The sequence below is a fragment of the Streptomyces sp. NPDC006739 genome (assembly GCF_042869815.1).
Taxonomy (GTDB): Bacteria; Actinomycetota; Actinomycetes; order Streptomycetales; family Streptomycetaceae; genus Streptomyces.
Genome location: NZ_JBIAGM010000011.1, coordinates 153940 through 174017 on the forward strand (window position 1 = coordinate 153940; position 20078 = coordinate 174017).

The 20078-nt window shown below is 72.5% G+C and carries 20 protein-coding genes and 3 tRNA genes; 9 read left to right on the top strand and 14 right to left on the bottom strand.

Annotated elements, in window-relative coordinates; all coding sequences use genetic code 11:
• The first annotated feature begins 100 nt into the window (after positions 1 to 100).
• Positions 101 to 1927 carry an HSP90 family protein gene (locus ACFYMM_RS22645; RefSeq protein ID WP_388389314.1) on the top strand — a complete coding sequence of 609 codons (1827 nt, stop codon included), beginning with the start codon at positions 101 to 103 and terminating at the stop codon, positions 1925 to 1927.
• Positions 1927 to 4920 carry a tetratricopeptide repeat protein gene (locus ACFYMM_RS22650; RefSeq protein ID WP_388389316.1) on the top strand — a complete coding sequence of 998 codons (2994 nt, stop codon included), beginning with the start codon at positions 1927 to 1929 and terminating at the stop codon, positions 4918 to 4920. Before ACFYMM_RS22645 ends, ACFYMM_RS22650 begins: the two co-directional genes overlap by 1 nt.
• 46 nt (positions 4921 to 4966) lie before the next feature.
• Here the strand turns inward: ACFYMM_RS22650 and ACFYMM_RS22655 are convergent, their stop codons facing one another.
• The gene (locus ACFYMM_RS22655; RefSeq protein WP_388389318.1) at positions 4967 to 6700 is read right to left on the bottom strand and encodes a DAK2 domain-containing protein; all 1734 of its coding nucleotides are present in this window, start codon (positions 6698 to 6700) and stop codon (positions 4967 to 4969) included.
• 260 nt (positions 6701 to 6960) lie between these two features.
• On the opposite strand from ACFYMM_RS22655, the gene rpmB reads away from it, so the two are divergent.
• Positions 6961 to 7146 carry a 50S ribosomal protein L28 gene (gene rpmB / locus ACFYMM_RS22660; protein WP_003993230.1) on the top strand — a complete coding sequence of 62 codons (186 nt, stop codon included), beginning with the start codon at positions 6961 to 6963 and terminating at the stop codon, positions 7144 to 7146.
• Positions 7147 to 7271: 125 nt separating this feature from the next.
• On the opposite strand, the gene thiD is transcribed toward rpmB, so the two are convergent.
• Both thiD and ACFYMM_RS22670 read right to left on the bottom strand, forming a co-directional pair.
• Entirely contained in the window at positions 7272 to 8066 is a 795-nt protein-coding gene (gene thiD / locus ACFYMM_RS22665; protein ID WP_388389321.1) for a bifunctional hydroxymethylpyrimidine kinase/phosphomethylpyrimidine kinase, read from the bottom strand.
• The gene (locus tag ACFYMM_RS22670; RefSeq protein ID WP_388389323.1) at positions 8063 to 9028 is read right to left on the bottom strand and encodes a thiamine-phosphate kinase; all 966 of its coding nucleotides are present in this window, start codon (positions 9026 to 9028) and stop codon (positions 8063 to 8065) included. The genes thiD and ACFYMM_RS22670 overlap by 4 nt, the downstream gene beginning before the upstream one ends.
• 206 nt (positions 9029 to 9234) lie before the next feature.
• Between ACFYMM_RS22670 and ACFYMM_RS22675 the strand changes: the two genes are divergently transcribed.
• Positions 9235 to 9468 (top strand): Lrp/AsnC family transcriptional regulator, encoded by a 234-nt coding sequence (locus ACFYMM_RS22675; RefSeq protein ID WP_003997603.1) that lies wholly within the window; start codon positions 9235 to 9237, stop codon positions 9466 to 9468.
• Between the two features lie 20 nt (positions 9469 to 9488).
• The gene (locus tag ACFYMM_RS22680; RefSeq protein WP_388389327.1) at positions 9489 to 10007 is read left to right on the top strand and encodes a DUF3515 domain-containing protein; all 519 of its coding nucleotides are present in this window, start codon (positions 9489 to 9491) and stop codon (positions 10005 to 10007) included.
• 31 nt (positions 10008 to 10038) lie between these two features.
• Here the strand turns inward: ACFYMM_RS22680 and ACFYMM_RS22685 are convergent, their stop codons facing one another.
• The 3 genes from ACFYMM_RS22685 to ACFYMM_RS22695 are packed head-to-tail and all read right to left on the bottom strand — an operon-like array spanning position 10039 to position 13027.
• Positions 10039 to 11196 carry a D-alanine--D-alanine ligase family protein gene (locus tag ACFYMM_RS22685; protein WP_388389329.1) on the bottom strand — a complete coding sequence of 386 codons (1158 nt, stop codon included), beginning with the start codon at positions 11194 to 11196 and terminating at the stop codon, positions 10039 to 10041.
• A gap of 59 nt (positions 11197 to 11255) precedes the next feature.
• Positions 11256 to 12266 carry an NAD(P)H-dependent glycerol-3-phosphate dehydrogenase gene (locus ACFYMM_RS22690; RefSeq protein WP_388389331.1) on the bottom strand — a complete coding sequence of 337 codons (1011 nt, stop codon included), beginning with the start codon at positions 12264 to 12266 and terminating at the stop codon, positions 11256 to 11258.
• Positions 12263 to 13027, bottom strand: a complete 765-nt coding sequence (locus ACFYMM_RS22695) for a lysophospholipid acyltransferase family protein (RefSeq protein ID WP_388389334.1) — start codon at positions 13025 to 13027, stop codon at positions 12263 to 12265. The genes ACFYMM_RS22690 and ACFYMM_RS22695 overlap by 4 nt, the downstream gene beginning before the upstream one ends.
• Positions 13028 to 13173: 146 nt before the next feature.
• Here ACFYMM_RS22695 and cofC point away from each other — a divergent pair, with 146 nt between their 5' ends.
• Both cofC and ACFYMM_RS22705 read left to right on the top strand, forming a co-directional pair.
• Positions 13174 to 13812 (top strand): 2-phospho-L-lactate guanylyltransferase, encoded by a 639-nt coding sequence (gene cofC, locus ACFYMM_RS22700; RefSeq protein ID WP_388389336.1) that lies wholly within the window; start codon positions 13174 to 13176, stop codon positions 13810 to 13812.
• A gap of 9 nt (positions 13813 to 13821) precedes the next feature.
• A complete protein-coding gene (locus ACFYMM_RS22705) occupies positions 13822 to 14055 on the top strand; it encodes a hypothetical protein (protein ID WP_388389338.1) in 234 nt (77 codons plus the stop codon).
• A 117-nt stretch (positions 14056 to 14172) separates the two neighbouring features.
• On the opposite strand, the gene ACFYMM_RS22710 is transcribed toward ACFYMM_RS22705, so the two are convergent.
• From ACFYMM_RS22710 to leuC, 4 genes are all read right to left on the bottom strand, one after another.
• A complete protein-coding gene (locus ACFYMM_RS22710; RefSeq protein ID WP_388389340.1) occupies positions 14173 to 14820 on the bottom strand; it encodes an HU family DNA-binding protein in 648 nt (215 codons plus the stop codon).
• Between the two features lie 138 nt (positions 14821 to 14958).
• Positions 14959 to 15189 (bottom strand): hypothetical protein, encoded by a 231-nt coding sequence (locus tag ACFYMM_RS22715; RefSeq protein ID WP_388389343.1) that lies wholly within the window; start codon positions 15187 to 15189, stop codon positions 14959 to 14961.
• 261 nt (positions 15190 to 15450) lie between these two features.
• Positions 15451 to 16044: a 3-isopropylmalate dehydratase small subunit gene (gene leuD, locus ACFYMM_RS22720; protein ID WP_388389345.1), complete on the bottom strand. Its 594-nt coding sequence runs from the start codon at positions 16042 to 16044 to the stop codon at positions 15451 to 15453.
• Between the two features lie 5 nt (positions 16045 to 16049).
• Positions 16050 to 17480 (bottom strand): 3-isopropylmalate dehydratase large subunit, encoded by a 1431-nt coding sequence (gene leuC, locus ACFYMM_RS22725; RefSeq protein WP_388389347.1) that lies wholly within the window; start codon positions 17478 to 17480, stop codon positions 16050 to 16052.
• A gap of 187 nt (positions 17481 to 17667) precedes the next feature.
• Between leuC and ndgR the strand changes: the two genes are divergently transcribed.
• A complete protein-coding gene (gene ndgR / locus ACFYMM_RS22730) occupies positions 17668 to 18384 on the top strand; it encodes an IclR family transcriptional regulator NdgR (protein ID WP_046590279.1) in 717 nt (238 codons plus the stop codon).
• Positions 18385 to 18487: 103 nt separating this feature from the next.
• Here the strand turns inward: ndgR and ACFYMM_RS22735 are convergent, their stop codons facing one another.
• The gene (locus ACFYMM_RS22735; protein ID WP_388389349.1) at positions 18488 to 18997 is read right to left on the bottom strand and encodes a DUF4188 domain-containing protein; all 510 of its coding nucleotides are present in this window, start codon (positions 18995 to 18997) and stop codon (positions 18488 to 18490) included.
• An 83-nt stretch (positions 18998 to 19080) separates the two neighbouring features.
• On the opposite strand from ACFYMM_RS22735, the gene ACFYMM_RS22740 reads away from it, so the two are divergent.
• A complete protein-coding gene (locus ACFYMM_RS22740; protein ID WP_388389351.1) occupies positions 19081 to 19725 on the top strand; it encodes a MerR family transcriptional regulator in 645 nt (214 codons plus the stop codon).
• 47 nt (positions 19726 to 19772) lie between these two features.
• On the opposite strand, the gene ACFYMM_RS22745 is transcribed toward ACFYMM_RS22740, so the two are convergent.
• The 3 genes from ACFYMM_RS22745 to ACFYMM_RS22755 form a co-directional block, all read right to left on the bottom strand.
• A tRNA-Glu gene (locus ACFYMM_RS22745) sits at positions 19773 to 19848 on the bottom strand.
• A gap of 44 nt (positions 19849 to 19892) precedes the next feature.
• Positions 19893 to 19964: transfer RNA gene (locus ACFYMM_RS22750), tRNA-Gln, on the bottom strand.
• Between the two features lie 20 nt (positions 19965 to 19984).
• Positions 19985 to 20057 (bottom strand) — tRNA-Glu (locus ACFYMM_RS22755).
• Positions 20058 to 20078: the final 21 nt, after the last annotated feature.

A 20078-nucleotide genomic window follows, 5' to 3' on the forward strand; every position in this document is an offset into this window, starting at 1 on the left:
ATGGCGCGCTCCGGCTGATCCTTCCGCGGTCACCTCCCCATCAAGGGACCGCCCGACCCCGCGCTGTCGCGAAGTCCCCCCCACCGGCGGCGCTGCGACGATGGACTTCCAGACCTCACAGTCATCCCAGGCACCCCAGACACCTCATACGTTCCAGGTCGACCTGCGCGGTCTGGTGGACCTGCTCTCCCATCACCTCTACTCCAGCCCGAAGGTCTACCTGCGGGAGCTGCTGCAGAACGCCGTGGACGCGATCACCGCCCGGCGGGCGGAGGATCCGGGCGCCCCCGCGAAGGTGCGGCTGTACGCGGCCGACGGCACCCTGCGCGTGGAGGACAGCGGCGTCGGGCTCACCGAGTCGGACGTGCACGACCTGCTGGCGACCATCGGCCGCAGCTCCAAACGGGCGGAGGGGCTGCAGGAGGCCCGCTCCGACTTCCTCGGCCAGTTCGGCATCGGGCTGCTGGCCTGTTTCGTCGTCGCCGAGCGGATCCGGGTGGTCAGCCGCAGCGCCCGTACGCCGGGTGCGCCGCCCGTGGAGTGGACGGCGCGCGACGACGGCTCGTACACCGTGCGCGTCCTGCCTGACGAGGCGCGGCCCGAACCGGGCACCACCGTGCACCTGGTGGCCCGGGCCGGCGCGGCCGAGTGGCTCGCCGGGGCGCGGGTGCTGGCGCTGGCGCGGGACTTCGGCTCGCTGCTGCCGTACGACGTCCGGGTGGGCGACGAGGCCGTCACCGACCTGCCGGCGCCCTGGGACCGGCCCTACCCCTCGCCCGCCACCCGCCGGGTCGCGCTGGCCCGGCACTGCCACGAGCTGTTCGGGTTCACGCCGCTGGACTCGATCGAGCTGAACGTGCCGCTGGCCGGCATCCGCGGGGTGGCCTACGTGCTGCCCTCGGCGGTCAGCCCGGCCCAGCGCGCCACCCACCGGGTGCACCTCAAGGGCATGCTGCTGACCGAGCGGGCCGAACAGCTGCTGCCGGACTGGGCGTTCTTCGTGCGCTGTGTGCTGGACACCGACAGCCTGCGGCCCACGGCCTCACGCGAGTCGCTGTACGAGGACGAGACGCTGGCCGCCGTGCGCGAGGCGCTCGGCGAGCGGATCCGGTCGTGGCTGACCGGGCTCGCCGCCGGGGACCCGGAGCGGCTCGCGGCCTTCCTGTCGGTGCACCACCTGGGCGTGAAGTCCCTGGCGCGGCACGACAAGGAGATGCTGCGCACGATGCTGCCGTGGCTCCCGTTCGAGACGAGCGACGGGCAGCTGTCCCTGGAGGAGTTCGCGCAGCGGCACCCGGTGGTGCACTTCACCCGGACGGTCGAGGAGTACCGGCAGGTCGCGCCGATCGCCTCCGCGCAGGGCGTCGGCGTCGTCAACGGCGGCTACACCTACGACAGCGAGCTGGTCGAGGCGCTGCCGGCGGTACGCCCGGGGACGGTGGTCGCCGAGCTGGACGCGGACACCGTGACCGCCCATCTGGACGCGGTCGACGCGGCCGAGGAGCTGGCGCTGTCCGGCTTCCTGGCGGCCGCGCGGGCGAAACTCGATCCCCTGGGCTGTGACGTCGTCCTGCGTGCCTTCCATCCCCTCTCGGTGCCCGCGCTGCACCTGGACGACCGGGCGGCCCGGCACGAGCAGGCCCGCGCGCAGGCCGAGGAGCAGGCCGACGACCTGTGGTCGGGGATCCTCGGATCGCTGCGCGGCAGCGCCCCGCGCGCGCGTCTGGTGCTCAACCACCTCAACCCGCTCGTCCGGCGGATCAGCTCCCTGAAGGACCCCGAGCTGATCGGCACCGCGACGGAGTCGCTGTACGGGCAGGCGCTGCTGATGGCGCAGCGGCCGCTGCGGCCCGCGGACTCCGCGCTGCTCAACCGGGCGTTCATCGGCCTCCTGGAGTGGGCCACACACGGGGAGGAAGACCGCTGATGAGCGGGTTCGCCGAGATCACCGACCTCGACGCGCTGCGCCGGGCCATGGCGGAGAACTCCGAGCAGCCGGAGGGCCCGGCCCGCAACGCGCGCGCGGAACAGCTGCTGGCGCAGGCCGAGCGGCTGAACATACCCCTGGCCGTCATCGAGGCGCTCGGGCACCAGCTGAAGGTCTACAACTACAGCTCCGAGAAGGACAAGATGTTCGTCCCGTTCGCGCGGCTGCTGCGCATGTGGGACGAGCGGCCCGAGGACTTCGACGAGTACGAGGCGCATTCGCTGCACTGGGTCTTCAAGTGGATGTCGGCCGGCATGCTGGACCAGCCGCACATCCCGCTGGCCTCCATCGAGAAGTGGCTCGCCGAGATGGAGCACCGCTACCGGCTGGCCGGACACACCGAACGGGCGGTGCGCGGGGCCGAGTTGAGCGTGGCCGCGCACATCGGGGACCTGGCGCGGGCCGAGCGGGCGTACGCGGCCTGGCTGGCCGCCGACCGGGACCGGATGGCCGACTGCCACGCCTGTGAGCTGCACGGGCAGGGCATGTGGCAGGTGAAGCGGGGCCGGGACTCCGAGGCGCTGGAGCTGTGGCGGCCGGTGCTGGAGGGCGAGTACAGCTGCGCCCACGAGCCGCACACCGTCCTCGCCTCCTCGCTGGCGCCGCTGCTGCGCCTGGGGCGCCTGGAGGAGGCCCGGGCCCACCATCTGCGCGGTTTCCGGCTGGTGCGGCCCATGGAGAGCATGCGGGGCGCGTACGCGGACCACGTGGAGTTCTGTGCGCTGACCGGGAACGAGGCGCGCGGGCTGGAACTGCTCGCCGAGCGGCCGGCGTACTTCACGGACGCCGGCCATCCGCGCAGCCGGCTGGACTTCATGGCCGCGGTGACGCTGCTGATGGACCGGCTGACCGGGCTGGGGCTGGGCGGGCAGCGGGTGACCGGACCAGCCGGGCAGGACTGGACGGCGGGTGAGCTGGCCGCCCACGCGCGCGGGGAGGCCCTGGAGCTGGCGGCGCGGTTCGACCGGCGCAACGGTACGACGTACGTCGGCGAGCGGGTCCGCGCGCGGATGGCGCAGGGCCCGCTGGTGGAGCGGCTGCCGCTCGGTGTGCGCACGGCGCGGCCCGTGACGGCCCCGGTCGTGGCGGCCCCGGCCCCGGCGGCCGCGGAGGAGTCCGCGGACCTGGCCGCGCTGCTGGCCGGCGCGCGCCGGCTGTCGGACGGTCTGCGACCGCACGCCCTGGAGGCGTGGGCGGCGGTCTCACGGGCCGCCGAGGGCGTGGAGCTGGACGCCCGCGACCGTGCGGAGATCGTCGACCATGAGGCGATGGGACGCGGCCCGGAGGGCGCCGCCCTGTTCGAGCGTGCCGCCGAGTGGTACGCGCGGGCGGGCGACCTCGGGGAGGCGCTGGCGGCACGCGCGCGTGGGGCGTACGTACGTGCCCTGGCGGGCGAGGTCGAGGAGGCGCTGGCTGCGGTCGGCAGGCTGTACGACGGCGTCCTCGCGCTGTACGCCGGGGACGGCACCGGTGTGCGGCAGACGGCGTCGGTGCTGATGAGCCGGGCGCGGATCCTGATGCGGCGGGTGCACGAGGCCGTGGGGGACGCCGGGGAGCGGGGCGGGTCCGAGGGCACCGGGGACGCGGCGGAGGCCGTCGTGGGCGCCGAGCGGGCCGTACGCGAGCTGCTGGCGCTCGTCGACGGGCGCGACGGAGGCGATGTGCGGCTGGTGGCCCGGACCGCCGAGGCGCGCGCGATGCTCGCGGAGCTGGCCGACCTCACCGGGGACGTCGAGCGGGCGGTGGAGCTGTTCGCGCGGGCCGCGGCCGAGTTCGTGGGGGCGGGCCTGCCGTGGTTCGCGGTGGAGTACGAGGTGCGGGTGGCCGCACTCGCCCATCACCTCGGCGACCTGGCGGCGGCCGAGCGGGCGCTGCGGGCGGCCCTGGAGCACGGGGACCAGGTGGAGCCGATCGGGCGGGCGCAACTGCACCTCCAGCTCGCCGAGGTGGTCGGCGGCCGGGGGGACGCCGGGGAGGCGGCGGAGCACGCCCTGGAGGCGGCGCACTGGTCCGACGAGGCGGGCGAGGGGGCCACGCTGGGCGCCTGGGCGCGGCACCAGCTGGGCGGCTTCCTGCTGCGGCAGGGGCGCTGGGCCGAGGCGGCCGAGGTGCTGGAGTCGGCGCTGCCCGACCTGAACGCCGAGACGCACGGCGACGGCGCGATCGTGCAGACGCAGTGGTGGCTCGGGGACTGTCTGAACGAGCTGGGCGAGCACCGCGCGGCCGCCGAACGCCGGCTCCAGGCCGCCGAGACCGCCCGGCACTGGCCCGACCAGCAGGATCACGCCACGCTCGCGCACCTCGCCGCCGAGTCCCTCGGCAACGCCGGGCTGCCGGCCGAGGCGGACCGGGCCTACACGCGCGCGGGCGAGCTGTGGCGCTCGCTCGGCAACGTCCACTTCCTGGTCCGCGCGCTGCGCGCCCGCGCCTGGCTGGCGCTGCGCGGGGAGCCGGGGCTTCAGGGGGCGCGGGCGCTGATGGCGGAGGCGGTGGGCGCGTGCGAGGCCGCCGTGGAGGCGGCCGAGGACCCTGCGGCGGAAGAGCGGCTCGTCGCCGAACTGGCGAACACCCACCGGCAGTTCGGCGACCTCCTGGCCCGCTCGGTGCCGGAGGAGGCCGAGGACACGGGGATCCGGGACGCCTTCGAGGCGGCCCTGGTCCAGATGAACCGGGCGATCGCGGTGTACGCCACGCTGGGCGAGGGCGCCCTGCACAGCCGTACCGGCGCCGAACTCGCGGCCGGCTGGCTGGAGGCCGACCTGGGCCGCCCCGACCGGGCGGCGGCACGCGCGCGTGGCGTGCTGGCGGCCTACGGGGCGGTCGGGGACGGGGACGACACCGTACGGGCGCGCCGGGCGGAGGCGGCCCAGATGCTGGAGTTGGCGGAGCCGGACGGGACCGACGGGGCCGGCGGGGCCGACGAGAGGGGCTGAGCCGCGACGGGAAGCGCTGAACCCCTGCTCACGGGCTCCCGAAGGCTCACTCCACCCCGATGAGCATCAGCGCCCCTTGCCGGCCGCCCCGGTACACCACCGTGTCGACGGCGAGGTACGACTCGCGCACGCGTGCCTCCAGGCGCTCGGCGGCCGTCTCGGGGGCCTCGTCGCCGAGGACCAGGGTGACCAGTTCGCCGCCGGCCTGGAGCATGCGGTCCAGGACGCTCTCGGCGGTGGCGGTGACGTCCGCGCCGATCACCACGACGTCGCCGTCGATCAGACCGAGGATGTCCCCGGCCTGGCAGATGCCGGCCATCGTCCAGGACTGGTGTTCGGCGACGACGACCTCGGCGTACCGGGTGGCGCCCGCCGCCGAGGTCATCTGGACCACGTCCTCGTCGAACCGGCGCTCGGGGGCGTGCACGGCGAGCGCGGCGATCCCCTGGACCGCCGAGCGGGTCGGGATGAGGGCGACCCGGATGCCCTCCGTGCGGGCCTGCTCGGCCGCCGCGGCCGCCGTGTGGCGCAGGTCGGCGTCGTTGGGCAGCAGGACGACCTCGCGCGCGTGGGCCCGTCGTACGGCCTCGACCAGTTCCCCGCTGGCGGGCGCCTCCCCGGGGCGCGCGAGCACCGTGGTCGCGCCGGCCTCGGTGTACAGCCCGGCCAGCCCCTCGCCGGGTACGACCGCGACGACCGCGCGCTGGGCCGGTTCGCGGGGCGGGCGCTCACCGCCGGTGTGCACGTCACCGGCGCCGAAGTGGGTGATCCGGATCCGGTACGGCCGCCCGGCCTCCACGCCCGCCTCGACGGCGGCGCCCGCGTCGTCGACGTGCACGTGGACGTTCCACAGCCCGTCCCCGCCGACCACGACGAGGGAGTCCCCGAGGGCGTCGAGCCGGGTCCGCAGCCGGACCACGGCGTCGTCCTCGGCCTCCAGGAGGTAGATCACCTCGAAGGCGGGACCGCCCTCGGCGCCGCGGTGCGCCCCGGCGGGAGCCTCCGGGGACCACTCCTCCACGGCTGCCACGCGCGCGTACGGCCCCGACGCGCGCTCGTAGGGCCCGGGCAGCACCGCTTCCGACGGCGCCTCGCCGGTGAACGCCTCCACCAGCGCCCCCAGCACCGCCACCAGCCCCCGTCCGCCGGCGTCGACCACTCCCGCCCGCTTGAGGGCGGGAAGTTGTGCCGGGGTGGCGGCCAGGGCCGCGCGTGCCCCCTCGTAGGCGGCCCGCGCGACCGTCCCGCAGTCGCCCTCGGCCCCCTCGGCGGCATCGGCGGCGGCCGAGGCCACCGACAGCACCGTGCCCTCGACGGGGTGAGCCACGGCCCGGCGGGCGGAGTCGGCGGCGTGCCGGAGCGCCAGCCGGAGGCCCGTGCCGTCGACGGGAGGCCGGCCGCCGTCGCCCTCGGCGAGCACCTGGGCCATGCCGCGCAGCAGCTGGGCGAGGATCGTCCCGGAGTTGCCGCGCGCCCCGATGAGCGCCCCGTGGGCCATCGCGCGCACGGCGTCGGCCACCGAGGGCTCCCGGTCCGCCGGGCCCTCGCCGCCCTCCCCGGGGGCCTGCGGGCCCGCCGCGTGCCCGGCGAACACCGCCTCGACGGCCGTGGCGGCGGACTCCAGGGTCAGGTACAGGTTGGTCCCGGTGTCGCCGTCCGCCACCGGATACACGTTGATCGCGTCGATCTCCTCACGCGCGCGCCCCAGCGCCCGCAGCGCGAGGCCGCACCAGGTGCGCACCGCGAGAGCATCGAAGAATGTCTGCGGCACCTGCGCCACCTGCGCCTCCCTGAGCTGCCCTGACCTGGGACGCAGCGTAGACCCCGGATCGGTGCGGACCGGAAGAGGGCCGGGGACGGGCCCCTGAGCTGCCATGGTAGTTTCGTTGTACGGACGCAGTCGTTGTATGCTGCTCCGGTTGCCCGATCCTGATCGGGCCATTCCCCCTGGCAGCGCCACTCAAGATCTCAGGTCTTATGATCTCGATCCCGGCATGCCGGGTTCAACCGTAAGTGCATCTGAAGTCTTTGGAGTGACCCGTGGCTGCCAACTGCGACGTCTGCGGCAAGGGGCCGGGCTTCGGCAACAACATCTCGCACTCGCACCGCCGTACGTCCCGCCGCTGGAACCCGAACATCCAGCGCGTCCGTACCGTGGTCGGCGGGACGCCGAAGCGCGTGAACGCTTGCACCTCGTGCATCAAGGCCGGCAAGGTCTCGCGCTGACGCACAGCTAAGCGCGCGGCCATCGCCGGTTCGCCTCAAAAAGCCGGTCCGCCTCCGGGTGGGCCGGCTTTTTGCCGTACCCACCACTCGTTCGTACCGCCGGTACACGCCGTGGCCGGCGGGGATCAGGCCCGGAACCGCCACCCGTGGTCCACCGGCCCGATCCCCGCGCCCAGCGCGAACCCGGCGGCGATCGCCCCGGTGACGTACTCCTTGGCCGCCCGCGCCGCCTCCGGCACGGTCAGCCCCTTCGCCAGACCCGCCGCGATCGCCGAGGCCAGCGTGCACCCGGTCCCGTGCGTGTGCCGGTTGTCGTGCCGGGGCGCTCGCAGCCAGTGCTCCTCGGAGCCGTCGGTCAGCAGGTCCACGGCGTCCACGGCGGCTCCGGGCAGATGACCGCCCTTGATCAGCGCCCAGCGCGGCCCGTACTCCAGCACCGCCGCGGCGGCCCGCCGCAGATCGGCCTCCGACTCGACCCGGACCCCGGTGAGTTGCGCCACCTCGTCCAGGTTCGGCGTCGCCACGGTCGCCACCGGCAGCAGCCTCGCGCGCACCGAGTCCAGCGCGGAGGCGGCCAGCAGCGCGTCCCCGTGCTTGGAGACGCCCACCGGGTCCACCACGGACGGCGCGTCCGTGCCGGCGATCAACTCGGCCACCGCCTCGACCAGTTCCGCCGAGGCGAGCATCCCGGTCTTCACGGCCCGTACGCCGATGTCGTCGACCACGCTGCGGTACTGCGCCCGCACCGCCTCCACCGGCAGCTCCCAGGCGCCCTGGACGCCCAGGGAGTTCTGCGCGGTGACCGCCGTGAGCACGCTCATGCCGTGCACCCCGAGCGCCAGCATCGTCTTCAGGTCGGCCTGGACGCCGGCGCCCCCGCCGGAGTCCGAGCCGGCCACCGTGAGGACCCCGGGGATCATGACTCGATGTCCCCGAAGTGGTCCCAGCCGCCCTTGCTGGTCCACGGTGCCCCGTCGACCGTCACCTGGGGCAGCGCCGAGGGGTTGAGCACCTCGCCGATCACCTTCCAGCGGGCGGGCAGCTTCACGTCGGGCGGGAAGGTCGCCACGATCGCGTGGTCCTCTCCCCCGGTCAGCACCCACTGCAGCGGGTCGACGCCGACGGCCTGCCCGATGTCGTTCATCTGGGTGGGGATGTCGATCGCGCCGGAGCGGATGTCGATGCGGACCTTGCTGGCCTCCGCGATGTGCCCCAGGTCGGCGATGAGGCCGTCGCTGACGTCGCACATGGCGGTGGCGCCCAGACCCGCCGCCGCAGGACCCGCGTGGTACGGCGGCTCGGGACGCCGGTGGGCCTCCACGAAGGCGCGCGGCGAGCGGAAGCCCCGCGAGAGCACCGCGTAACCGGCCGCGGACCACCCGAGCCAGCCGGTCACGGCGACGAGGTCACCGGGCTGGGCCCCGGCCCGGGTCACCGGCTCCTGGTTGCGCAGATCGCCCAGCGCCGTGATCGACACCATGATCGTGTCGCCGCGCACCACGTCGCCGCCGACCACCGAGGCGCCCGCGACCTGGCACTCGTCGCGCAGGCCGTCCATCATCTCGCTGGGCCAGGTGACCGGGAGTTCGGCGGGCACCACCAGGCCGAGCAGCAGCGCGGTCGGTACGGCGCCCATCGCGGCGATGTCCGCGAGGTTCTGGGCCGCCGCCTTGCGGCCCACGTCGTACGCCGTGGACCAGTCGCGGCGGAAGTGCCGCCCCTCCAGCAGGATGTCGGTGCTCGCCACCACCCGGCGGTCGGGCGCCGACACCACCGCGGCGTCGTCGCCGGGGCCGACCCGGACCGCCGGGGTGGTGGTGAGACGGGAGGTCAGCTCCCTGATGAGCCCGAACTCACCTAGCTCACCCACAGTGCCCTTCATTGCCCTCAAGCCCCTTCTGTGCCTGTCCGTGCCCGCTCGCGCGTGTCCGTCGTCCCCGATACGGTCGAGGTGACCGTCACCTTCTGCCGTGCCCGCACCCCGGCACGCAAGTACCGGTCCCCGCGGGTCTCCCCGCGGCGAGCGGCGACGCGATACCGTGGCGTTCCTTTTCCCCACATGATCCTCGTGGCCGCCCTGGAGGTTCCGTGGTACAGGCGTACATCCTGATCCAGACGGAGGTCGGCAAGGCGTCGACCGTCGCCGAGACGATCAGCAAGATCCCTGGAGTGATCCAGGCCGAGGACGTGACGGGACCGTACGACGTCATCGTGCGCGCCCAGGCCGACACAGTCGACGACCTGGGCCGCATGGTGGTCGCGAAGGTCCAGCAAGTGGACGGCATCACGCGCACCCTGACCTGCCCGGTCGTGCATCTGTAGCCCCCGTCTAACCTTGCCCGGTGAACATCTTCCGTCACCGGCCGCCCGGTCTGCCCGCGCTCGCCCTGCTGATCTCGGTCGCGGGCTGCTCCTCAGCAGACGACAGTGCCACGGTCGCGGTTCCCGCCCCCGACGCGAAAACGGCCGCGGTCTGCCGGGATCTGCACAAGGTGCTGCCGGAGGAACTGGACGGACGACGCCGCGAGGACCCCGAGCCCCGGTCCGCCTACACGGCGGGCTGGGGAAGCCCGGCGATCATACTGCGCTGCGGGATCGTCCGGCCGCCGAGGATGACCGACCCCAAGGTGGCCGAGGGCGACGACCCGAACGCCATCGCCGGCGGGGTCGACGGCGTCGACTGGCTCATGGAGAAGCAGGGCGACGGCCGCTGGCGTTTCACGACGGCCAACCGCGTGGCCTATGTGCAGGTGACCCTGCCGAAGGGCCTCTCCGCGCAGGACGACGGCGCCGGCGTCCTCACCGGTCTGGCCCCGGCCGTCAAGAAGGCGATCCCCCAGGGGATCGCCTCCATGACGTGAGGGCGGGGCCCCGTGCGACGGGGCCCGTGGGCTACCGCAGCCCGGTCGAGCGCCGCAGGGCGGCCCGCACCAGGCGGTCCACCAGCTCCGGGTAGTCGATCCCGGTCGCCCGCCACATCTGGGGGTACATCGAGATCGGGGTCATGCCGGGCATCGTGTTGATCTCGTTGATCACGAACTCGCCGTCCTCGGTGAGGAAGAAGTCCGCGCGGACCAGACCCTCGCAGGACGCGGCCTCGAAGGCCTCCACCGCGAGCCGCCGTACCTCGGCGGTCTCCTCGTCGGTGAGCGGGGCGGGGACGATGCCGGGCGTGGAGTCGATGTACTTCGCCTCGAAGTCGTAGTACGCGTGGCTGCCCGCCGGCGGGATCTCCGAGGGCACGCTCGCCCGCGGGCCGTCCTCGAACTCGAGCACCCCGCACTCGATCTCGCGGCCCCGCAGCGCCGCCTCCACCAGGATCTTCGGGTCGTGCCGCTGGGCCTCGGCGATGGCCTCGTCGAGGCCGGAGAGGTCGTCGACCTTGGTGATGCCGATCGACGAGCCCGCCCGCGCGGGCTTCACGAACAGCGGCCAGCCGTGCTCCCCGGCGAAGTCGACGATCTTCTTACGGGCGGCCGGCTCGTCCCGCTCCCACTCGCGCGGCCGGATCACCACGTACGGGCCCACCCTGAGACCGAAGGAGGTGAACACCCGCTTCATGTACTCCTTGTCCTGGCCGACGGCCGAGGCGAGCACGCCCGAGCCCACGTACGGCACCCCGGACAGCTCCAGAAGGCCCTGCAGGGTGCCGTCCTCGCCGTACGGCCCGTGCAGGACCGGGAAGACCACGTCGACGTCGCCCAGCGCCTTGGGCACGGAACCGGGCTCGGTGTAGACCACCTCGCGGCTGGCGGGGTCCACCGGCAGCAGCACGCCGCCCTCGGTCGCCTCCGCGAGGTCCAGGACCTCGGGCGTACGCCGGTCGGTGATCGCCATCCGCTCGGGCTCGTCGGCGGTGAGCACCCAACGGCCTTCCCGGGTGATGCCGATCGGCAGGACGTCGTACTTCGTCCGGTCGATGGCGCTCAGGACGGCGCCCGCCGTGACCATGGAGATCCCGTGTTCGGAGCTGCGTCCGCCGAACACCACGGCCACGCGCGGCTTGCGGGGCGACTGCTCAGGGCTCTGGGGGAGGTTCTCGGTGCTCATATCGCGTCGAGAGTACCCGGTGGTAGGGCCCGGAGACAGCGTCCGGTGGGCGGCGTGGCTCAGCGTCGTTCGGGCTTCGCGCTGCGCGACATCAGCTCCTTGAGGGCGACCACCGGGGGCTTGCCCTCGTGGACGATCCCGACGACCGTCTCGGTCAGGGGCATGTCGACACCGTGCCGGCGGGCCAGATCCAGCACGGACTCGCAGGACTTGACACCCTCGGCGGTCTGCCGGGTGACGGCGATGGTCTCGTCCAGGGTCATGCCCTTGCCGAGGTTGGTGCCGAAGGTGTGGTTGCGGGACAGCGGCGAGGAACAGGTGGCCACCAGGTCGCCCAGGCCGGCCAGTCCGGCGAAGGTCAGCGGGTCGGCGCCGAGCGCCACGCCGAGCCGGGTGGTCTCGGCGAGGCCGCGCGTGATGAGCGAGCCCTTGGCGTTGTCGCCGAGCCCCATGCCGTCCGCGATGCCGACGGCGAGCCCGATGACGTTCTTGACCGCGCCGCCCAGTTCGCAGCCGACCACGTCCGTGTTCGTGTACGGCCGGAAGTACGGCGTGTGGCAGGCGGACTGGAGCCGCCGGGCGACCGCCTCGTCGGTGCAGGCCACCACGGCCGCGGCGGGCATCCGGGCGGCGATCTCGCGGGCGAGGTTGGGGCCGGTGACCACGGCGATACGGTCCTGGCCCACCTTGGCGACGTCCTCGATGACCTCGCTCATCCGCATGGCGGAGCCGAGTTCGACGCCCTTCATCAGGGAGACCAGGACGGTGTCGGGGGCGAGCAGGGGCGTCCACTCGGCGAGGTTGGCGCGCAGGGTCTGGGAGGGCACCGACAGGACCGTGAAGTCCGCGCCCGCGAGGGCCTCGGCCGCGTCCGTGGTGGCCCGCAGGTTCTCCGGCAGTTCCACCCCCGCCAGGTAGTCGGGGTTGGTGCGGGTGGAGTTGATCGCCTCCGCGACCTCGGGACGGCGGGCCCACAGGGTGACCTCGCAACCGGCGTCGGCGAGCACCATCCCGAAGGCCGTGCCCCATGAACCGGCGCTGAAGACCGCCGCCTTGACCGACTCACTCACTTGGCGGTCTCCCCTTCCTGACCGGACTGCGCACGCGTCCGGCGCCGCTGCTCGATGCGCTCACGGCGCGGGTCGTACGGCATCGCCGGGGCCTTCTCGCCCCGGATGTGCTCCAGCTGGCGGGTGACGGCCGCCATGATGACCTCGGTGGCCTCCTTGAGGAGGTCCGGGGTCATCTCCCGGTCGTAGAAGCGCGTGAGGTCCACCGGCGGGCCGGCGAGGACGTGGTGGGTCTTGCGCGGGAAGAGTTTCGGCTTCGTGGCGTAGGGCGGCAGCAGTTCGTTGGCGCCCCACTGGGCGACCGGGATGACCGGGCACTTCGTCTGCAGGGCCACGCGCGCGGCCCCGGTCTTGCCGGTCATGGGCCAGCCGTCCGGGTCGCGGGTCAGAGTGCCCTCGGGGTAGAAGGCGACGCACTCACCGCGTTCCACGGCGTCGATGGCGGCCCGGAAGGCGCTGAGCGCGTCGGTGCTCTCCCGGTAGACGGGGATCTGACCGGTGCCGCGCATGGCGGCGCCGACGAATCCCTTCCGGAAAAGGCCGCTCTTCGCCAGGAATCGTGGAACCCGCCCGGTGTTGTACTGATAGTGCGCGTACGCGAAGGGATCCACGTGGGAATTGTGGTTGACCGCGGTGATAAATCCGCCCTCGGCCGGAATGTGCTCCATTCCACGCCAGTCCCGCTTGATCAGAACCACCAGCGGCGGTTTGCAGATCACTGCGGCGAAGCGGTACCAGAAGCCGATTCTGCGGCGGGGCACTCGGACACCTTCCTCTAGGGCCTTGGGGGGCCGGACAAGTGTGTCCCCAGGCCGCCGGTCTGTCGAGAACACCGTACGCCCCGCCGCACCGGCCACCGGTAGGCCAGGGTGACAATGAGGCGCTACGAGAGAGGGACGGTACGTCGGTGCAGTGGACCTTGGTCATACCCCTCAAGCCCTTGGCGCGGGCCAAGAGCAGACTGTCGGACACCGCCGCCGACGGGCTGCGCCCGGGGCTGGCGCTGGCGTTCGCGCAGGACACGGTGGCCGCGGTGCTTGCCTGTCCGGCGGTGCGGGATGTGGTGGTCGTCACGGACGATCAGCTGGCGGGCCGGGAGCTGGCGGCGCTGGGCGCGCGGATCGTCCCGGACACGCCGGCCGGCGGCCTGAACGCCGCCCTCGCGCACGGCGCGGAGGTCGTGCGGGCTGCGCGACCGGAAACGCCGGTGGCGGCCCTGAACGCCGATCTGCCGGCGCTGCGCCCGCTGGAATTGTCCCGGGTGCTGGACGCGGCGGCCACATTGCCGCGGGCATTTCTCGCGGACGCGGCGGCGATCGGCACCACTCTGCTGGCCGCGGGTGAGGGCCGGGAATTGTCCCCGGCTTTCGGCACCGATTCCCGGGCCCGTCATCGTGCCTCGGGCGCGGTCGAACTCACCCTGGGCGCGGTGGATTCGGTACGGCAGGACGTGGACACCGGTGACGATCTGCGCGCGGCGCTGGCGCTCGGGGTCGGTCCGCGCACGGCCGCCGCCGCCGCGCGCCTGTTGATCCCCGGGCAGTAGGCTGCCGTCATGCAGGCGACCGCATACACGTACGACCCCGAGACCCGCAGCGGGCAGGTGCTGCTGGACGACGGCACCGCGGTGCCCTTCGACGCGCCGGCGTTCGACGCGGGCGGTCTGCGGCTGCTGCGGCCCGGTCAGCGGGTGCGGATCGAGACGGAACCCGCGCAGGCCCCGCAGGCCACCGGGGAAACCGCGGCGGGCGGGCTGCGGATCACGCTGGTGACCTTGCAGACCTTCTGAACCGGCGCCCCGCCGGCCCGCCCGAACCATCCCGCCCGGACCGGCCCCGGACACACCGCGGGCCGGGCTCCCCAGGGGAGTCCGGCCCGGCGCGTGAGTCTTCCCGTGCCGTTGCGCCTAGCGGGCGGTGGCGGTCTTCTTGGCGGCGGCGGTCTTGCGGGCCGAGGACTTCTTGGCCGGGGCCTTCTTGGCCGTGACCTTCTTCGCCGGGGCCTTCTTGGCCGTCGTCTTCTTGGCGGTGGCCTTCGTCGCCGTGGTCTTCTTGGCGGCCGCGGTGGTCTTGGCGGTCGTCTTCTTCGCGGTGGTCTTCTTGGCGGCCGCGGTGGTCTTGGCGGTGGTCTTCTTCGCGGTGGTCTTCTTCGCCGTCGGCGTCGCCTTCTTGGCGGTGGTCTTCTTCGCCGCGGCCTTCTTCACCGTCGCCGAAGCTCCGCCGGTCAGGCTGCCCTTGGGCGCCTTCTTCACGGCGACCTCGCCGCCACGCGGGAGCTTCTTCGAGCCGCTGACCAGGTCCTTGAAGCCCTGGCCCGCGCGGAAACGCGGGACGGAGGTCTTCTTGACCCGAACCCGCTCGCCCGTCTGGGGGTTACGGGCGTAGCGAGCGGGGCGGTCCACCTTCTCGAAGGACCCGAAGCCGGTGACCGAGACCCGCTCACCCGCGACGACAGCGCGGACGATGGCGTCCAGTACGTGGTCGACAGCATCGGCGGCCTGCTGGCGGCCGCCCATCTTGTCGGCAATCGCTTCTACGAGCTGCGCCTTGTTCACGTCTTCCCCTTCGGAGACATCGCCAGAACGAAAGTGTTCAAGCTTTTTCGCACGTTAGGCAGATATATACCGCAAATCAAACACGAAACGGGCTAATCACCCTTGTGCCGCAACGGACTCGGCCGGCTCGGATCCTGATCAGCGGTCCTCTTCGGGGAATCGACCCTCGTCGAGGTCCGCCATGAACCGTTCGAGCCGCCTTGCCGCATCGGCGAGATCGTGCTTGGCCGCGGCCGTAATGACCAGCAGCTTCCGGGTCAGCGCCATCCGTACGCCCTCCGGGACTTGCAGTGCGCGCACTGTTGTGTGCGCTTCCTTGAGCTGGTGCGCGACCGCCGCGTAGAGCTCGAGTTGGCCGTCGCGTTCCATGCACAGATTGTGCCATCTGGGGCGAGTTGTCGCCTGCCCAGGGTGCAACTGCCGCCTCGAATGGCCTTGGGGGCACTTGCCAAGACCGCGCCCGCAGCACTCACGTACCCGCGCAACAACCGTCTTAACGTGGGAAGTTGAAGGCCGCGGATGAGCCGGGCGGAACCGTTCGGGTGCAGACATGGCCGTACCCCCGATCGTGGCGATCGGGGGTACGGAGGGGACCGACGGGAGGCCGGCGCGGGCCGGCGGTGGCCGAAATCAGACCGGGAGCGTCCTCGGCTTGTACGAGGGGCGCTTGGCCTCGTAGGCCGCGATGTCGGCCTCGTTCTGGAGCGTGATGGAGATGTCGTCCAGCCCGTTCAGCAGCCGCCAGCGGGAGTTCTCGTCCAGCTCGAAGGAGGCCGTGACGCCCTCGGCGCGCACCTCGCGCTTCTCCAGGTCGACGGTGATCTCGGCCTGCGGGTCCCGCTCGGTCAGCTCCTGCAGCGCTTCCACCGTCCTCTGCTCCAGAACGACCGTGAGCAGGCCGTTCTTCAGCGAGTTGCCGCGGAAGATGTCGGCGAAGCGGGAGGAGATCACGGTCTTGAAGCCGTAGTTCTGCAGCGCCCACACGGCGTGCTCACGGGAGGAGCCGGTGCCGAAGTCGGGGCCGGCGACCAGGACCGTGGCGCCCTGCCGTTCGGGCCGGTTGAGGATGAAGTCCTCGTCCTTGCGCCAGGCCTCGAACAGCCCGTCCTCGAACCCGTCCCGGGTGACCTTCTTGAGCCAGTGAGCAGGGATGATCTGGTCGGTGTCGACGTTGCTGCGGCGCAGCGGAACGGCCCGGCCGGTGTGCGTGGTGAATGCTTCCATGACTCTCAGACTCCAGCGGGCGTACGAACGTCGGCGTCGGACAGGTCGGCCGGGGAGGCCAGGTGGCCCAGGACCGCGGTGGCCGCCGCGACCTGCGGCGACACCAGGTGCGTACGACCGCCCTTGCCCTGTCGGCCCTCGAAGTTGCGGTTGGAGGTGGAGGCGGAGCGCTCCCCCGGGGCCAGCTGGTCGGGGTTCATGCCCAGGCACATCGAGCAGCCCGCGTGCCGCCATTCGGCCCCGGCCTCCTTGAAGACCACGTCCAGGCCCTCGGAGACGGCCTGCAGACCCACCCGCGCGGAGCCGGGGACGACCAGCATCCGTACGCCGTCGGCGACTTTGCGGTCCTTGAGGATCTCGGCGGCGGCGCGCAGGTCCTCGATCCGGCCGTTGGTGCAGGAGCCTACGAAGACGGTGTCCACGTTGATGGAGCGCAGCGGCTGGCCGGCCGCCAACCCCATGTACTCCAGGGCCTTTTCGGCGGCCAGGCGCTCCGAAGCGTCTTCGTACGAAGCCGGGTCGGGGACCGACGCCGAAAGCGGCGCGCCCTGGCCCGGGTTGGTGCCCCAGGTGACGAACGGCGACAGCGACGCGGCGTCGATGACCACCTCGGCGTCGAAGACCGCGTCCTCGTCCGTGCGCAGCGTCTTCCAGTACGCGACGGCGGCGTCCCAGTCCTCGCCCTCGGGGGCGTGGGCACGGCCCTTGATGTACGCGAAGGTGGTCTCGTCGGGGGCGATCATGCCCGCGCGGGCGCCGGCCTCGATCGACATGTTGCAGATGGTCATCCGGGCCTCCATCGAGAGCTTCTCGATGGCGGAGCCGCGGTACTCCAGGATGTAGCCCTGGCCACCGCCGGTACCGATCTTCGCGATGATCGCCAGGATCAGGTCCTTGGCGGTGACGCCCTCGGGCAGCTCGCCGTCGACCGTGATCGCCATGGTCCTGGGGCGGGCCAGCGGCAGCGTCTGGGTGGCCAGCACGTGCTCGACCTGCGAGGTGCCGATGCCGAACGCCAGCGCGCCGAAGGCACCGTGCGTGGAGGTGTGCGAGTCGCCGCAGACGACCGTGGTGCCCGGCTGGGTCAGACCCAGCTGCGGGCCGACGACGTGCACGACACCCTGCTCGACATCGCCCAGCGGGTGCAGGCGCACGCCGAACTCGGCGCAGTTCTTGCGCAGCGTCTCCAGCTGGGCCCGGGAGACGGGGTCCGCGATCGGCTTGTCGATGTCGAGGGTCGGGGTGTTGTGGTCCTCGGTGGCGATGGTGAGGTCGAGGCGGCGCACCGGCCGACCGTTCTGGCGCAGACCGTCGAAGGCCTGCGGGCTGGTCACCTCGTGCAGCAGGTGCAGATCGATGAAGAGGAGGTCGGGCTCGCCCTCGGCGCGCCGGACGACGTGGTCGTCCCAGACCTTCTCCGCGAGTGTCCTACCCATCGCTTTCCCTCCGGCCGGCAAAGGTGCGCCGGCCCAACTAGAGATCTTGGGGAAGCGGCGCCCGCGCCCCAGATACGGGCGTCCGCCGCCGGGCCCGTTGGTCCGCGGGCCGCTGTGTCTACCAGGGTTGCGCGTCTCACGGAAAAATGAACTTGCGTTTCACAGAGTGAGACGTGAGTATCGTTGCATGGACAACAGTAGCGGCGTCGGCGTTCTGGACAAGGCGGCCCTTGTCCTGAGCGCCCTGGAGTCCGGTCCGGCCACCCTCGCGGGTCTGGTCGGGGCCACCGGACTGGCACGACCCACGGCCCACCGGCTGGCCGTGGCCCTGGAACACCACCGCATGGTGGCACGCGACATGCAGGGCCGGTTCATCCTCGGCCCGCGCCTGGCCGAGCTGGCCGCGGCGGCGGGCGAGGACCGCCTGCTGGCCACGGCGGGCCCGGTGCTCACGCACCTGCGGGACATCACCGGGGAGAGCGCGCAGCTCTACCGTCGCCAGGGTGACATGCGCATCTGCGTCGCGGCGGCGGAACGGCTGTCCGGCCTGCGGGACACCGTCCCGGTCGGCTCCACGCTGACCATGAAGGCCGGCTCGTCGGCGCAGATCCTGATGGCCTGGGAGGAGCCTGAGCGGCTGCACCGGGGTCTGCAGGGCGCCCGCTTCACGGCGACGGCCCTGTCGGGCGTACGACGGCGCGGCTGGGCCCAGTCCATCGGCGAGCGCGAGCCCGGCGTCGCGTCCGTCTCCGCGCCCGTGCGCGGTCCCTCCAACCGTGTGGTGGCCGCGGTGTCCGTCTCCGGTCCCATCGAGCGGCTGACGCGGCACCCGGGCCGGATGCACGCCCAGGCGGTCATCGACGCCGCCGGCCGCCTCTCCGAGGCGCTGCGCCGCTCGGGCTGAGCGTTCGGGTGTGACCGGAGAGGGCCGGCCTCAACGCCGCGGCAGGCCCCTCCCGGCCTCCCCGTCCCCCGCTTCCCCGCCCCGGCGCTCCCGCTCCCCCGGTTCAGCCGGTCTTCTCGGCCTCCGCGTCCGGCTGCGAGCGGTAGGAGAACCGGTCCCGCGCATACCGTCCCCGCCTCTCCAGCGGCACCTGCCCGTGCGCGGCCGCGAGGCCGAAGGCCGGCATGTCCCCGTAGACCGCCTCGTACGACCCCTCCGGCACGACGTACGCCTCGTGCCAGATGCCGACCTCGCCCCGCAGCGTTCCCTTGCGTTCCTTGCGGTTGAGCGCGGCCCACGCCTTGTGGTGGAACGCGTCCGGCGCGGTCGCGTAGGCGTACAGCTTCTCCTTGGACTCCCAGTACTGCACGACGTAGTACGTGCGGGGCGAGGCCGTCAGCAGGACCCGCTCCAGCAGGCCCCGCGCGGGGTCCTTCGTCAGCTCCCGCAGCATGCGGAACATCCCGAACATCACCGGCAGCCACAGGTGGACGGCCCAGAAGCGGTTGATGCGCATGCCGATCAGCAGGACGACGACGTCGCCCTTCGCATCCGCGGTCGTACGGGACACCATGACCGATTCCCCCTCATTGGCGAGCTGCGCTATCCGAGTGGTGGTGGTTGGATAGTGCCGTTATCCGAGAAGGGGCGCAAGACATGCGGCTCGCCGAACTGAGCAGACGCGGCGGAGTGTCCACCGCGACGATCAAGTACTACCTGCGCGAAGGGCTGTTGCCGCCGGGCCGCCGGGTCAACGCGACGACGGCCGAGTACGACGAGGAGCACGTGCGCCGGCTGCGGCTGGTACGGGCGATGATCCAGGTGGGCCGGCTGCCGGTGGCGAAGGTGCGCGAGGTGCTCGGGCACGTGGACGACGACTCACTGGGCCGCTCGATCCGCCTCGGCGCGGCGCTGTGGACGCTGCCGCAGGTGCCGGAGCCGGACGAGGACGACGAGTACGTCCAGGACGCGCACCGGGAGGTCGCCGCGCTCCTGGACCGGCTCGGCTGGGAGAACGCCAAGCAGCTCGCGAGCATCTCCCCGTCGTACCGCTCGCTGGTGGTGGCGGTGGCCGCGTTCCGCCGGCTCGGCTACGGCTGGGGGGCCGAACAGCTCGCGCCGTACGCGGAGTTGATGCACCGGACGGCCGCCCTCGACCTGGACTTCATGGAGGCGTATCCGTCGGACGCGGAGCGGGTGGAGTTCGCGCTGCTGGGGGCGATCCTCAACGAGCCGCTGCTGCGGGCGCTGCACCGGCTGGCCCAGGAGGAGGAGTCGACGCGGCGGTACGGCTTCGGATGAGCCGCGGACACGGCGAAGGCCCTCCGCCGGAGCGAAGGGCCTTCGTGTGGTACCCCCGACCGGATTCGAACCGGCGCTACCGCCTTGAGAGGGCGGCGTGCTAGGCCGCTACACAACGGGGGCGAGGATCTTACGAGCGTTTAAAACTGCACCGCCGCAGATCCGAGCTGGTCTACCTGGACTCGAACCAAGACTAACTGAACCAGAATCAGTCGTGCTGCCAATTACACCATAGACCAATGTGGTTTAGACCAGTTTGTACCCCCGACCGGATTCGAACCGGCGCTACCGCCTTGAGAGGGCGGCGTGCTAGGCCGCTACACAACGGGGGCCCTAGCGATCCCGACTACGTC

Excerpts from the sequence above, each read along its gene's own strand:
- ACFYMM_RS22645 (WP_388389314.1), top strand. The coding sequence starts at position 101 with ATGGACTTCCAGACCTCACAGTCATCCCAGGCACCCCAGACACCTCAT.
- ACFYMM_RS22650 (WP_388389316.1), top strand. The coding sequence starts at position 1,927 with ATGAGCGGGTTCGCCGAGATCACCGACCTCGACGCGCTGCGCCGGGCC.
- thiD (WP_388389321.1), bottom strand. The coding sequence starts at position 8,066 with ATGATCCCCGGGGTCCTCACGGTGGCCGGCTCGGACTCCGGCGGGGGC.
- ACFYMM_RS22670 (WP_388389323.1), bottom strand. The coding sequence starts at position 9,028 with ATGAAGGGCACTGTGGGTGAGCTAGGTGAGTTCGGGCTCATCAGGGAG.
- ACFYMM_RS22685 (WP_388389329.1), bottom strand. The coding sequence starts at position 11,196 with ATGAGCACCGAGAACCTCCCCCAGAGCCCTGAGCAGTCGCCCCGCAAG.
- ACFYMM_RS22705 (WP_388389338.1), top strand. The coding sequence starts at position 13,822 with ATGCAGGCGACCGCATACACGTACGACCCCGAGACCCGCAGCGGGCAG.
- ACFYMM_RS22715 (WP_388389343.1), bottom strand. The coding sequence starts at position 15,189 with ATGGAACGCGACGGCCAACTCGAGCTCTACGCGGCGGTCGCGCACCAG.
- leuD (WP_388389345.1), bottom strand. The coding sequence starts at position 16,044 with ATGGAAGCATTCACCACGCACACCGGCCGGGCCGTTCCGCTGCGCCGC.
- leuC (WP_388389347.1), bottom strand. The coding sequence starts at position 17,480 with ATGGGTAGGACACTCGCGGAGAAGGTCTGGGACGACCACGTCGTCCGG.
- ndgR (WP_046590279.1), top strand. The coding sequence starts at position 17,668 with ATGGACAACAGTAGCGGCGTCGGCGTTCTGGACAAGGCGGCCCTTGTC.
- ACFYMM_RS22735 (WP_388389349.1), bottom strand. The coding sequence starts at position 18,997 with ATGGTGTCCCGTACGACCGCGGATGCGAAGGGCGACGTCGTCGTCCTG.
- ACFYMM_RS22740 (WP_388389351.1), top strand. The coding sequence starts at position 19,081 with ATGCGGCTCGCCGAACTGAGCAGACGCGGCGGAGTGTCCACCGCGACG.